The organism is Paenibacillus oleatilyticus (assembly GCF_018998565.1).
Classification (GTDB): domain Bacteria; phylum Bacillota; class Bacilli; order Paenibacillales; family NBRC-103111; genus Paenibacillus_G; species Paenibacillus_G oleatilyticus.
The window spans coordinates 1-13,552 of record NZ_JAHNZO010000011.1; the positions used below are offsets into that span (position 1 = coordinate 1).

General features: G+C 55.4%; 14 protein-coding genes. 11 read left to right on the forward strand and 3 right to left on the reverse strand.

The annotated features are described in order from the left end of the window. Window positions 1-634: chromate efflux transporter (gene chrA / locus KQX66_RS15560; RefSeq protein ID WP_216793767.1), on the forward strand; the 634-nt coding region annotated here is incomplete at its 5' end. A 46-nt stretch (window positions 635-680) separates the two neighbouring features. Here chrA and KQX66_RS15565 read toward each other — a convergent pair. Beyond that, window positions 681-869: a hypothetical protein gene (locus KQX66_RS15565; protein WP_216793768.1), complete on the reverse strand. Its 189-nt coding sequence runs from the start codon at window positions 867-869 to the stop codon at window positions 681-683. Window positions 870-1,085: 216 nt separating this feature from the next. Between KQX66_RS15565 and KQX66_RS15570 the strand changes: the two genes are divergently transcribed. The 3 genes from KQX66_RS15570 to KQX66_RS15580 all read left to right on the forward strand — a co-directional run bounded on the left by KQX66_RS15570 (window position 1,086) and on the right by KQX66_RS15580 (window position 3,958). Next, complete coding sequence (locus KQX66_RS15570; RefSeq protein WP_216793769.1) at window positions 1,086-2,171, forward strand: ABC transporter substrate-binding protein; 1,086 nt, start codon at window positions 1,086-1,088, stop codon at window positions 2,169-2,171. Window positions 2,172-2,249: 78 nt separating this feature from the next. Further along, window positions 2,250-3,164: an ABC transporter permease gene (locus KQX66_RS15575; RefSeq protein ID WP_216793770.1), complete on the forward strand. Its 915-nt coding sequence runs from the start codon at window positions 2,250-2,252 to the stop codon at window positions 3,162-3,164. Next, complete coding sequence (locus tag KQX66_RS15580; RefSeq protein WP_216793771.1) at window positions 3,164-3,958, forward strand: ABC transporter ATP-binding protein; 795 nt, start codon at window positions 3,164-3,166, stop codon at window positions 3,956-3,958. The genes KQX66_RS15575 and KQX66_RS15580 overlap by 1 nt, the downstream gene beginning before the upstream one ends. A gap of 123 nt (window positions 3,959-4,081) precedes the next feature. Here the strand turns inward: KQX66_RS15580 and KQX66_RS15585 are convergent, their stop codons facing one another. After that, window positions 4,082-4,816, reverse strand: coding sequence for a WecB/TagA/CpsF family glycosyltransferase (locus KQX66_RS15585; protein WP_216793772.1), 735 nt, complete (start codon window positions 4,814-4,816; stop codon window positions 4,082-4,084). A gap of 119 nt (window positions 4,817-4,935) precedes the next feature. Next, on the reverse strand, window positions 4,936-5,841 hold the full coding sequence (locus tag KQX66_RS15590) for a M23 family metallopeptidase (RefSeq protein WP_253957188.1): 906 nt from the start codon (window positions 5,839-5,841) through the stop codon (window positions 4,936-4,938). A gap of 174 nt (window positions 5,842-6,015) precedes the next feature. Between KQX66_RS15590 and KQX66_RS15595 the strand changes: the two genes are divergently transcribed. The 7 genes from KQX66_RS15595 to KQX66_RS15625 all read left to right on the forward strand — a co-directional run bounded on the left by KQX66_RS15595 (window position 6,016) and on the right by KQX66_RS15625 (window position 13,487). Next, window positions 6,016-6,735, forward strand: coding sequence for a response regulator transcription factor (locus KQX66_RS15595; protein ID WP_216793773.1), 720 nt, complete (start codon window positions 6,016-6,018; stop codon window positions 6,733-6,735). Next, complete coding sequence (locus tag KQX66_RS15600) at window positions 6,725-8,599, forward strand: sensor histidine kinase (protein ID WP_216793774.1); 1,875 nt, start codon at window positions 6,725-6,727, stop codon at window positions 8,597-8,599. Before KQX66_RS15595 ends, KQX66_RS15600 begins: the two co-directional genes overlap by 11 nt. Before the next feature lie 49 nt (window positions 8,600-8,648). Next, window positions 8,649-9,449 carry an inositol monophosphatase family protein gene (locus KQX66_RS15605; RefSeq protein ID WP_216793775.1) on the forward strand — a complete coding sequence of 267 codons (801 nt, stop codon included), beginning with the start codon at window positions 8,649-8,651 and terminating at the stop codon, window positions 9,447-9,449. Window positions 9,450-9,624: 175 nt separating this feature from the next. Beyond that, a complete protein-coding gene (locus KQX66_RS15610) occupies window positions 9,625-10,299 on the forward strand; it encodes a response regulator transcription factor (protein WP_216793776.1) in 675 nt (224 codons plus the stop codon). Beyond that, a complete protein-coding gene (locus KQX66_RS15615) occupies window positions 10,284-11,384 on the forward strand; it encodes a HAMP domain-containing sensor histidine kinase (protein ID WP_216793777.1) in 1,101 nt (366 codons plus the stop codon). The genes KQX66_RS15610 and KQX66_RS15615 overlap by 16 nt, the downstream gene beginning before the upstream one ends. A 51-nt stretch (window positions 11,385-11,435) precedes the next feature. Further along, window positions 11,436-12,917, forward strand: a complete 1,482-nt coding sequence (locus KQX66_RS15620) for a serine hydrolase domain-containing protein (RefSeq protein ID WP_216793778.1) — start codon at window positions 11,436-11,438, stop codon at window positions 12,915-12,917. A gap of 81 nt (window positions 12,918-12,998) precedes the next feature. Beyond that, window positions 12,999-13,487, forward strand: coding sequence for an NUDIX domain-containing protein (locus tag KQX66_RS15625; RefSeq protein ID WP_216793779.1), 489 nt, complete (start codon window positions 12,999-13,001; stop codon window positions 13,485-13,487). The last annotated feature ends 65 nt before the right edge of the window (window positions 13,488-13,552 follow it).

Sequence of the window (13,552 nt, forward strand, 5' to 3'; positions counted from 1 at the left end):
GCCCGAGCCCGTTCGCGTGCCGGTCGGCCGGACCGCGGGCGCGCTCAGCCTCGCGCTGTTCGCCGCGCTGCTTGTCGCGCTGCCGCTGCTTCGCCAGACGGCGCCCGGCTTGGGGCTCGCGCTGACCGACAGCTTTTACCGCGCGGGCGCGCTCGTCTTCGGCGGCGGGCACGTCGTGCTGCCCATGCTGGAGCGGGAGGTCGTCCCTGCGGGCTGGGTGAGCCCGGAGACGTTCCTGGCCGGGTACGGCGCGGCGCAGGCGGTTCCGGGACCGCTCTTCACGTTCGCCGCTTATCTCGGCGCTGCGGCCGCAGGGGGTGCCGGAGCCGCGCTGGCGACAGCCGCCGTCTTTCTTCCGGGCTTCCTGCTCGTCGTCGGCGCGCTGCCGTTCTGGAACGCCTTGCGGACGCACGCGCGCATGCAAGGGGCGCTGACGGGCATTAATGCCGCCGTCGTCGGCCTGCTGCTCGCGGCCTTGTACGACCCGATCTGGACGTCCGCCGTGCGGACTCCTGCCGACTTCGCGGCGGCTGCCGTTCTGTTCGGCTTGCTCGTCTTCTGGAAGCTGCCGCCTTGGGCGGTCGTCCTCACAGGCGCCTTCTTGGGATGGGCGCTATCCCTGGGATTGGTCTAAACCTGCACATCAGACATCATGGCTCGCGACCCGCCCGGGGTCCGGGCTATTTCTTTCTGCGGAACAGGCGGGCGGCTCCTTTGCCAAGCTCCGAAAGCAGGACCATGACCGACAGCGCGCCGAGCGCATACGGGACAACTAGCGGAATGGCACGCAGATCGGTAATATGCACCCAACGCAAAAAAAGCGGGTACAACAGCATCAGAGCCACCAGAATTGCAATTTTCACGGACATTCGCCTCCGGGGCTTACGAAGATTTTCGACAATGAAATAAATTTCGCTGCCGAAACGTCAAAACCTGCCGTACGGAGCGGGTGGGAAATGATTCCATCGGCCGTTCCGATCCGGGCGCGAAAGCTTCATTTTGGAATTTGTTAAATTTAGCAGATGTTCAATTATGGATTGACGGATGACCACCCTCATACTATGATAACATTATCGCTTTAAAGCATGTACACGTTAAATCCAGGAGGTCCGAAATCATTGAAAACATCCGCTAAACTGCTATCCCTGCTGATCGCTGTACCGCTCATGATCGCAGGCTGCGGGACCAAAGCACCGGCGCCCGCCAATTCGTCCGGAGGTGGAGACGCTTCCAAGCCTCAGGACAAGAAAGTTGTCAAAATCGGCATCTCGCAAATTGTCGAACATCCGTCGCTCAACGCGACGCGCGAAGGCTTCCTGGCCGCGCTCAAGGACAACGGCTTTATCGACAAAGAAACGATGCAGGTCGATTACCAGAACGCACAAGGCGACGCCACGACCAACTTGACCATCGGCCAAAAGTTCGCCGCAGACAAAAAAGATCTGGTATTCGCCATCGCCACGCCGTCGGCTCAAGCCGTCGTGCAGAACGTGAAAGATGCGCCGGTGCTGTTCGGGGGCGTATCCGATCCGGTGTCCGCGAAGCTCGTTAAAAGCCTGGACAAGCCGGGCGGCAACGTAACCGGCGCTGCGGATACGCATCCGGAAGCTATACCAAAGCTGATCGACTTCATCGCTTCCGATTTTCCGAAGGTCAAGAAGATCGGAATCGTGGCGAACGAAGGCGAAGCGAATGTCGCGTTCATGGTGAAGACGGCGGAAGCGGCGTTTGCGAAGCATAACATTCAAGTCGTCAAAGCGTCGGTTGCGAACAGCTCCGAAGTGAAGCAGGCCGCCGAATCGCTCGTGGGACGCGTTGACGCGATCTACATCACGCTCGACAACACGGTCGTAAGCGCCGTCGAATCGATCATCAAGCTCGCGAACGACAAGAAAATTCCGTTCTTCGCCAGCGACCGTGATTCGGTAGAAAAAGGAGCTCTCGCCACCTACGGCTTCAAATATTACGATCACGGCTACCAAGCGGGCAAAATGGCCGTCGAGATTCTCAAGAACGGCGCCAAGCCGGGCGACATGAAAGTCAGCTACCCGGACAAGCTCGACCTGATCATTAACCTTGATGCCGCCAAGCAGGAAGGCGTCGAAGTCACCGACTCCATGAAAAATAAAGTACAGGATAAGAAAAACCTGCTCAGCGGTTCGGCAAAATAACTTCGTAAGACCCAGGCAGAGTGACCTTCCGAACGGATTCAAGGTCACTTTTGCATTTCTATGCAGGAGGATGGACATATGCAAGACGCGTTGACAGGTTCCTTGGAACTCGGCATGCTGTATGCCATTATGGCGCTCGGCGTGTATCTTACGTTTCGAATTTTAGATTTTCCCGATTTGACGGTGGATGGCAGCTTCACGACCGGCGGCGCGATCGCCGCGGTCTTGATCGCTTCCGGCGTATCTCCGGCGCTGGCCACGCTGGCGGCCTTCGGAGGCGGTCTCGTAGCCGGAGCTTGTACCGGATTGCTGCACACCAAAGGCAAGGTGAATGCGCTGCTGTCCGGGATTTTGATGATGATTGCGCTGTATTCGATCAATCTGCGGATTATGGGGAAAGCAAACATTCCGCTGCTTGGGGAAGATACGCTGCTGACGGACGTTCCGCTGCTTGTGATCATGCCGATCGTCGTGCTGGTTGTCAAATTCGCGCTGGACTGGTTCCTGCATACGGACCTGGGCCTTGCGCTCAGAGCAACCGGAGATAACCCCCGGATGATTCGCAGCTTCGGCGTGAACACGGACAACACGATCATCGTCGGCGTCAGCTTGTCCAACGGGCTTGTGGCGCTTTCCGGCGCCTTGATCGCGCAGTATTCGGCCTTCGCCGAAATTACGATGGGGGTCGGGATGATCGTCATCGGGCTTGCCTCGGTCATTATCGGGGAAGCGCTGTTCGGCGCGAAAACGGTATTCCGCGCGACGTTGGCTGTCCTGCTGGGCGCGATCGTCTACCGGCTGATCGTGGCGCTGGCGCTCCGCGTCGGACTGGAGCCGACGGACATGAAGCTGATGACCGCGCTCATCGTTATCGTCGCCTTGACGCTCCCGATGATCCGGGGCAAGCTGCGTCAAAAGTCGGTCATCCGCCAACGGGCGGCCGATCTCGAAAATTCCCGTGCCCGGAACGTTTCAGCGGGAGGTGGTCGATAATGTTACGCGTCGAACATGTTTCCAAGCTGTTTAACCCGGGGACGCCGGACGAAAAGCTCGCCTTATCGCATATTAACCTCCAATTGAAGGAGGGCGATTTTGTCACGGTGATCGGCAGCAACGGCGCCGGCAAGTCCACGCTCATGAATATCATCTCAGGCGTGATGACGCCGGATCTTGGGAAGGTCGTCATTGGCGGAAACGAAGTCGAATCGATGCCCGAGTACCGCCGCAGCGCATGGATCGGCCGAGTGTTCCAAGACCCGATGGCCGGCACCGCGCCGACGATGACGATCGAGGAGAACTTGGCCATGGCGTACAAGCGCAGCGAGCGCAGAGGGCTGGCCATCGGCGTTACAGGGCGCAAGCGGACGATGTTCCGCGAGCAGCTCAGCCGGCTCGGCATCGGGCTGGAGAACCGGCTGAACGCCAAGGTCGGCCTGCTCTCGGGCGGAGAGCGGCAGGCGCTCAGCCTGCTGATGGCAACCTTCACCGAGCCGCGCATTCTGCTGCTCGACGAGCATACCGCGGCGCTCGATCCTTCGCGGGCGGAGCTGATTACGTCGCTGACCGAGCAGATCGTCGCCGAGCTTAAGCTGACAACGCTTATGGTGACGCACAATATGGATCAAGCGATCCGGCTCGGCAACCGGCTGATCATGATGGATAAAGGACGCATTATTTTGGATGTGCCGGAGCAGGAGAAGCGGGGGCTGACCATCGAAGGGCTGCTGCAGCAGTTCGAGCGGATCCGCGGCACCAAGCTTGCGGACGACCGTGTCGTGCTCGGCTAAGACAGGCGGACGCAACCGGGAAAGCAAAAGAAAAACGCCCCGCGCAACAGGCGAGGCGTTCCGTATAACCGATAGGATGGACAAGCCATCGAACCGTGAAGGTTCGGTGGCTTTTTTGCAACGCTAACTCTTGCGGCCTTTCAGCAGAAACAGGATGGCGAATTGGGGAAGCACCAATTGCCGTCGCCAACGGGACGGCTGCCGCAGCAGGCGGTACAGCCATTCCAGATTCAGCTTTTGCCAGACGACCGGGGCGCGTTTGACTTTGCCCGCGATCACATCCAGGCTGCCGCCGACGCCCATCGCGAGTTTGGCGGATAACCGGCTTTTGTATTTGAAAATCCATTTTTCCGCCCGCGGTGCGCCCATGGCGACGATGAGAAGGTCGGGCTTGACGCTTGCAATTTGCTCCACGAGCTTCGGTTCGTCGTCAGCGGTAAAGAAGCCGTTATGCCGGCCAGCGACCTTGAGGCCCGGGTATTGATTCTTGATGATGTCGACGGCTTTCTTGCTCGTCTCTTCGTCGGCCCCCAAGAAGTAGAACGACCATCCGTGCTCGTGGCCGAGCGCCAGAAGCCGGAGAAGCATCTCGTAGCCGGTCACGCGCTCGGGCACCGGCTCGCCCTTGAAACGCGAAGCCAGGACGATGCCGATCCCGTCGGGCGTAATCATGTCCGCCTGCTCGACAATGTGCCGCAGCTCGCTATCTTTTCTTGCATTCATCACAATTTCGGGGTTGGCCGTAATCAAGTGAAACAACTGCGGATCGTTCCGGTCCAGCCGGTGATGCAGCTCGTTTACGGTTTCGTCTAAAGTTAATTTGGAAAATGGTACGCCTAAAATGGAAACGGTTTGCATCGGTATCCCCTCTACGTTCATTTCCTCCATCTTACCACAGAATTGCCGGGGAGGAGAACATTCCGCAAAGGTCCGATGCGTCTGCTCCCGACAAACATGCCGGCGCGAAGGTCCTCCGATTACTGCCGGATTAAGCCGTTCCGCGCCAAAAACTCGCCGTTAAACGTAATGGGCACGCCCGCTCCGTTACGCTCCGCATGGATATGAAGATGCGGCTCCGACGTATTCCCCGAATTGCCGACAAGGCCGATGGGCGTGTTTACATCCACGGTATCTCCCGCTCTCACCTTCACGCTGCCTTTCTGCATATGCGCGACGTACACTTTGGTATCCAGGCAGCCGATCGCGATATGATTTCCGGCGGGCGGCACGCCTTCCGGCAGCTTTTCCGACAGGGTGGGCGGTCTGTCCTCGAACCCGTCGACCGCTTCCAGCACTTTGCCGTTGCAGGGGCTGTACAGCGTATCGCCGTAGATGGCATAGGCTTGCAGCTCGCTGGGGTAGATGCCGTTCGTTCTCCAGCCTCCGGCATTCAGCTTCACGATATCCAGCGCGTACTGCTGCGGCAAGTATTCGTGGTGGTAGTTAACGATCGTCCGGCTGCCGCCGTGCGCGACGTCATAAGTACCGCCGCGCAGCGGAAAGCGCAGATCGATCGCCTCTTCGGACGCTTGGTGTCCGCTCAGCGCGTAAGCGCCCAGAAAAACAAACAGCGCGGCGAAGACTGCGGACAGCGCAGGGCCTATCCATGAAACGAAAGAACGCGACGGCCACAGCGGCACGTCCCGGTTATTTTTTACGGCGCGCACGACGGAATAAAGCCAAAACGCGATGAGGGCGTAGCGGAAATAATAGCCGATCCAATCCCACCTTCCAACGTTCAAAATGTAGAGGGCATAGGAGGTAGCAACAAGGAACCACCCGAAGCATGCCAGTTTGCTCTGGCGTTTCCGCCCGAGCTCGATCATGAAATAGACGGGGAAAAACAAGCTTGTCAAAAATAACATCACAATGCTGAACCACATGGATATCCTCTCCTTTCGCTCAAGTATAACTAGCCGGATTTACTTGGGGTGAAACAGCAGCTTACCGGAGCCTTAATTTTTGCCGTTAAGGTTCCGTTAAGAATCCGTTCCTCTGCGGGTAAACGCGGTATGGTATGATAAGTGAAGCGATATGCCGGAGAGGAAGGATATGGAATGCAGGCGAACGAAGCAACCATTTTACTGGTCGACGACGAGCCGACCATTGTCCGTATGTTGAAGAAGGTACTGGAAAAAGAAGGATTTGTTCATATCGATACGGCGGCGACCGGCGAAGAAGCGCTCTCGGCGTGCGACAGCAAGTCTTATGATTATATTGTGCTCGACGTAATGCTGCCTGGGCAAAGCGGGTTTGAGGTATGTCCGAAGCTCCGGCAGCGCACCGATGCGCCGATTCTGTTCCTGACGGCGCGCTCTTCCGATCTGGACAAGCTTAGCGGCTTCGCCTTGGGCGGAGACGATTATGTGACCAAGCCGTTCAATCCGCTTGAAGTGGCTGCCCGGATCAAAGCGAAGCTCCGAAGGGTTGTCAAGTCCGCAGAAGGGCCCTCCACGCAGGGCGTCTACGATTTCGGGCGGTTTCGGCTGAATGAGCTTGCGGGAGAACTGACGGTTGAAGACAGGCGGATTCCTTGCCCGGCTCAGGTGTTTCAGCTGCTTTTGTTTTTCTGCAAGCATCCGAACCGGATTTTCAACAAGCAGGAGCTGTACGAGCGGGTATGGGGCGACTCGAGCTTCAGCGACGACAACACCGTGATGGTCCATATTTACCGCATCCGGGAGCGCATCGAACGCAATCCTGCGGAGCCGGAATTGCTGGTAACCGTCCGGGGGATGGGCTATAAGCTTATGAGAGGCGGAAACGATGACGTTTAGGCGGGCAGGGGGAGCAGCGGACGAGGAGCGGAATGATGGGGGAATCCCGGAGCCCGCTTCGGTTTCATCGCCTGTGCCGGACGGAGGCAAGCGGGTCATCCGGCGGCTTATCGCCCATTTCAGCCTGCGGCTGATCGTGGCCGGCATCCTGCTCGTCGTATTGGCGGTCTTGATCCTGTACTGGATGCAGCTAAAGCTGCTGGATCTTGATGCGGGCCGCAGCTTTGCGCAGGCAGGCATGTTGAAGCTAATCGACACGATGGAAGTGGATGAGGCGGGGACGCCTCATTTTGACGAGGAGCTGCTGGACCTTGTGAGAAGCGAAGGCGGTTGGGTTCAAATGCTCGACGGTCAAGGGAGAGTAACCTATTCGGTGTTTACGCCCGAGGACGTTCCGACCGCCTATAAGCCGGGGGAATTTGTCGCCTACTGGAAAAAGCAGGAGCCGTTTCCGTATGATTTGGCCGTATGGATTCGGCAGAGAGGAGGCGTAACCTATACGCTGCTCTATGGCGTCATCCCGGAGGAGAAGCGTCTGCTGCAGGTGGTCATGGATACGGCCGGCGCGCCGGGGCCAAGCTTAACGCTGCCTCCCGGCTTAGAGGACCGGCTGAAGGAGGCGGAGGCCACGGTGCAGCTGCTGGATCCGTCCGGGCGGCAGGTCGCTTCGTTCGGCAGTGCGGGGAAGGTGCTGACGGAATACTCCCTTCAGGAGCTTGCACTCCGGTCGGTTTACGGCAACAGATACGGCCTCAAGCTGGCCTCTCATTACGATTCCCGCACGCAGTATACTTGGGTTGTGACCACACCGTTTCATGAGAAAGGGGTTCTTGCGGGAGTTCTGAAAAACGAGATCAGCGTCATGCTCGTTGCGTTTGCTGGCCTGCTGCTGACGACACTGCTTCTGTTCCTGCTGCTATCGCTCTGGTATGCCAATCGCTTCGGCGGGCCGGTGCTCCATATGATCGACTGGCTTCAGCAGCTCGGGCAGGGCCGGTTCCGCGAGCCGCACGGACTTCGGGGTCCCCGCAGCCTGGACCGCAAGGGCCGGCTGCACCGCCGGTACCGTTTGTTCGCCGACGTGTTCCTCTCGCTAAGGAGGCTGACGGGTATTTTGAGCCGCAACGAGGAAATGCGGGCCAAGCTGGAGCAGACGAGAGAGGAGTGGATCACCGGAGTATCCCACGATTTAAAAACGCCGCTTACGTCGATCAAAGGCTATTCGCATATGCTGGAAGCGCCGGATTACGGCTGGTCGACCGACGAAATCCGGGAATTCGCCGGCGAGATCCGCGAGATGTCGGAATATATGGAGCTGCTGATCGACGATCTCAGCCTGACCTACCGCTTGCAGAACGAAGCGCTGCCGCTGGAGCTGCGGGAGACGGAGCTGAACGATCTGACGGACATCGTCATTCGCCGTTTTCGGACGAATCCGAGATTTGCGGGCGCGCGTATCGTCTTTCGACCCGCCCCTGGTCCGCTTGTTACCCGGGTAGACGAACGATGGCTCAGCCGGGCGATCGTGAATCTGCTGGCGAACGCGGTCCTGCACAACCCCGAAGGAACGGACGTGGAAGTAAGCGTCGCGGGGGACGGAGAAGCCGAAAGCTTCGCCCGCTTGGAAATCCGCGATAACGGCAGCGGGATGGATAAGGAAACGGTCGGCCGGCTGTTCGAACGGTATTACCGCGGTACGAATACTGAGGGAGGGTCGGACGGAACGGGGCTCGGGATGGCGATTGCCCGGCAGATCGTTCTGGCCCACCACGGGAATATCCGGGTGGAGAGCGAGCTTGGCCGAGGAACGGTCGTGACGATATGGCTCAGGCAAGCTTCGCCACAGGTTGAGGCTGTGCAGTAGGATCAGGTATAATTTTCCTGATTGAGAACAGGGGAGGAAGACATAGTTGATGGACGAAACGTTGAGGATAGCCCGGGAGGTCGCCTGCGAAGCGGCCGCAGCCGCAGGAAAGCTGGCGAAGGAGCATTTTGACCGGGATAAAGAAGTGATGGCTAAAGGGAACCAAGGGGATTTGGTGACCGCGATCGATCATTTGGCCGAGAAGGAAATTTTGAATCGGCTGCGGGAGCGGTTCCCGGACCATCGGATTCGCAGCGAGGAGAGCGGCTGGTCCGGAGCGGAAAGCGATTGGCTGTGGCTGGTCGATCCGCTGGACGGGACGAACAATTACGCGATCGGGCTGCCGGCGTACGGCGTGTCGCTGACGTTGATTTACCGCGGAGAGCCGCGGCTGGGCGTTATCTACGATTCGCATCTGGAAAATTTGTACGTCGCCGAGCAGGGAAAAGGAGCTTTGTGCAACGGGCTGCCGATTCGCGTCAAGGCGTCCGCAGCCGCCGGACGAATGACCTTGGGCTGGATTCAGGGGCATGACGTCGGCAAGGGCGGACAGGCTACGTCGCTGAAGCACCATCTCGACGCAGGCAGCAAACGCGTCCTGTCGCTATGGGCCCCGACGCTGCTGTGGAGCATGCTCGCACGCGGCGATTTGGACGGCATCGTGCTGTACAATTCCGAAGGCGAGGACTTGTACTCCGGCCTGCTGCTGGCGAAGGAAGCGGGAGCGGCGGTCGTCGACTTCGACGGTCGGCCGTTCGAAGGCATGAACCCCGAGCCGTATATCGTCGCCTGCCCGCCGGACCGTTTGGAAAGTCTGCTTTCCATGGTCCGGGCGGGACTCGGCGGGTAGAAGCAGATTTTCGGCTTCTACAGGCGAGCAATTTAAAATGTTGAGGACGCAGCCCAAACGAAAGTGTTGGGGAGCGTCCTTATTTTTTGTTGACCTAACTGGCGGACTAGCTGATGCCAAACGATTTTTGTTATGCTGGATATAGATAATTCGACTGGGAAAGCAGGGACTGCATTTGAAAAAGGTATTGATCATAGACGATGAAGCTGATCTTCGAAAACTGCTGACAGATTACTTTGAAATCAACGAGTATTCCGTAATGACGGCTAAAGACGGGAAAGAGGCCTTGCGGCAAATTGAAAATCAACCGGACATCGTCTTGTTGGATATCAATATGCCTGAGCTTGATGGTCTTGAAGTATGCAAGAAAGTCCGGCACTTTGTGTCCTGCCCTATTTTATTTCTAACGTCCCGAGTTGAGAATGCGGACAAAATATTAGGGTTTCAGGCCGGAGGAGATGATTATATTCTGAAGCCGTTCAGTATTCTGGAATTGGGGGCCAGGGTAGAGGCGCATTTACGCAGGGAAATGAGAAATCAAAATAAAACGTCGATAAAGTTTAATGACGATTTGGTCATTGATTATTCGGCTCGTGCGCTTTTCTTTCGTGACGTACAAATTCCGTTGGCCAAAAAAGAGTTCGATATTGTAGAACTGCTGTCCACACATCCCGCAATGGTATTTGATAAAGAGCGTATTTATGAAAAAGTGTGGGGTTTCGACGATGAAGGAGACAGCGCCGTGGTCGCGGAACATATCAGGCGAATTCGTTTCAAACTGAAAGAGCATGGTTGCGAAAACATGATAGAAACCGTCTGGGGAGTAGGATACAAATGGCGAAAATCATAGGTTTGCTGCAACTGAAGCGTATGACCCTCTTGCAGTCCTTTGTCTTTTTATGCTGCCTTACGCTGCTTATCGTTCTGGTCGTCATCATACTGGAGTTTGAATGGGCGGAAAACATACAGCTGCGCTTTGCCGGCCATTCTTCCATAATCGATTGGGTGCTGCCTTCACTCGTTGCGGCGGTGCTGTTAACCGTTGCTGTCGCTATCGTTCTGATGGCTAGCATTTTTTATAAATGTAAACTGAAACAGCCGCTTGAAATACTGATGAAAGCATCGGAGAAAATTTCGGCGAACGATTTGGGGGTTCAAATTTCTTATGACAGTAAGGATGAGATGGGTGAGCTATGCCAAGTGTTTGAAAAAATGCGCGGCCAATTGGAAAAAAATTATAAAGCTCTTTGGCGGTCGGCCGAGGAACGCAAAAAGCTCAATGCGATTTTCGCTCATGATCTGAGGACACCTCTGTCTGTTCTAAAAGGATACTCCGAATTTCTGACTATCTATCTGCCTCAAAATAATGTATCCGAGGAAAAATTGCTGGATACGATTCAGACCATGAGAGTCCATATTGTGCGTCTTGAAAGCTATACGGAGGCCATGAATTCGATTCAGAAGCTGGAGGATATACCGATACAGAGCCGAACGATAGAAATAGAGCGTCTGACTTCGTTGTTGAATGACAGCGCCCGACAAATCTTCGGACAGCGCGGCAAAACTTTCAGCTCGTCCGTTACCGCGGATGCGAAACAAATAGCTGTCGATATTCATTTCGTGCTGCAGGTTTTTGAGAATCTGACAGCGAATGGGGCGCGATATGCTTCCAGCCATGTGAATATTCATTATAGCGTTAGCCAGGGCTTTTTCTTCATAACGGTCGCGGATGACGGCGCCGGTTTTTCTGACGAAGCGCTTCAGAAGGCCATGCTTCCCTTTTATCGCGGAGAGGTGTGGGATGAGAATGAGCATCATGGCCTGGGACTTTATATTTGCAAAGTATTATGCGAAAAGCATGAAGGAAGTCTGTATGTAGAAAACCGCCCCAATGGCGGCGGGAACGTGACAGCAAGTTTTGCAGTTGATAAATAGTTGAAAATTATGAATTAGTGTCTCCTTATCATGTGATAAGGGAGTGCTTCTATGACATCTGCCACAAAGAAATTCGTTTTATGCTTGAGCTGCGTACTGCTGATGCTGTCAATCTTGGTTAAACCTGTTTCTGCAATTGGTGTTCGAAACAAAGCCGAAATATTAAAGGAAATCGATGATTATGTCAAAACAAACATGGAAGTCAACAATATTAAAGCTGCGGCTCTTGCGATAGCCAATAACGAGGAGGTGTTCTATGCGCAAGGTTACGGTACATTTTCGGATGGTCGCGGTATCACCGGCAGTACCCCTTTTCCCATTGCTTCATTAAGCAAATCTTTTACGGCCCTAGCCGTCCTGCAGTTGGTGGAAAATGGACGGATCGATCTTGACACGCCATATGCATCATACTTTCCGGATCTCACGCCTAAGGATGAACGTGTTCGCGCTATTACGGTCCGGAATTTGTTGAACCAGACAACCGGTCTTAATGACAAAGCGAATCCCGACATGACACGTTCCCCTCAATATCAATCGTTGCAAGAGATCAACCCATCGTTGAGCGCGGTGAAGCTTGTTCATGATCCCGGAACGACCTTTAACTATCACAATCCGAATTACCAATATTTAGCTTTACTTGTGGAGAAAGTAAGCGGCCAGAGCTTCTCCGACTATATGGAAAAAAATATATTCGAGCGTCTGGAAATGAATCGTACCTTCAGCGTCAGTACCACACGGCAAATCAATGAGAACCCTGCTATTCCGCAGGGGCATTATCTATTCTTTGGCCATCCTGTAAGCCAAGCCGAACCGCCATGGTTTATTGATGGTCCGGCCGGTATCGTTTCAACTGCAGAAGATATGGCCAAATGGATGCTTGCTCAATCTAACGGGCGCCTTCTTTCCCCTAAGCTGATGGAGGAGTATCATACACCCGGCCAGAGCAGCCCGTATGGAATGGGGTGGATTGCAGACAAGGAAGAGCATGTAGGCCGGACCATTTCTCATAGCGGAATTTTCTGGACGTATAAGGCGGAAGAAACGATATATTTGGATCAGCAGCTCGGCATCACGATGATGTTTAACTCCGGTTTAACTACATTTGTAGATTATCGGGCTTTTATCGACGGGATTGCAAGGATCATCAGGGGCGAGAAGGCCGAAGTACCTGTCTTAAACAGCAGAAACATGGAGACGGTAATGACTCTGCTGATCATTGCGACGGTTCTTTGGGGTATATATTCACACTTTCGGATCAAAAGGAGCAACAAGCGCTTAACCGCCGGGAAATTGATAATTTCATCCCTTGGGAGACTGCTCCCGGTCCTGATTCTCTTGCTTTTTAAACCGCTAGTTACTGTTATGGCCGCCGGGCGACTTTTCCCTTGGTTCGGGCTATGGACCACCATGCCCTCTCTAATTATCTGGCTTGTCGTCTTATCGCTTGTAAATGTAACGAATGGGGTGTATCTTGTCAGATTGTATTGTGCCAAACGAACAGATATGGGTTCGGATTTCCCTGTTACTCGATGAAGACCGGATCGTCGCCTGCGCTTATCCGTTCGCTTGAGCGTGTCTTGATGTAAGAGAGGAAACGGGAGGAGGAGAAACAAAGTGACTTACCCAATTCGGGTTCGCGCCTGCGCGCTGATCCTCCGGGACGACAGCGTGCTGCTGATCGAATTTACGGATGCAAACGGGATTCATTACAATCTGCCGGCCGGAGGCGTCGAAGCCGGGGAATCGGTCATCGAAGCGGTGATCCGGGAAGCGCGGGAGGAAGCGGCCGCAGACGTCGAGGTCGGACCGCTGGCCTTCGTATACGAATACGCCCCGCATCGGAGCGATCACGTGTATGGCGCCACGCACAGCATCCACCTTATATTCGATTGCAAGCTGAAGGAAGGGGCCGTGCCCGCCATGCCCGCGAGCCCCGATCCGAACCAAACGGGCGTGCGGTGGGTTTCGCTTTCCAAGCTGGATAGCATCGTGCTTTACCCGAACCTGAGAAAGCAGATTGCCGATTATGCCACAAGGCGTGCCGGCACGCCGGTATTCTTCGAGGAGCATCAGCTCGACAAGTACCCGCTTCCTTCTTCCTAAAAATAGCAAAACCTGACGGTACCTAGGCTCAAACCGGGCCGGCCGTCAGGTTTTCTTTTTCCCCG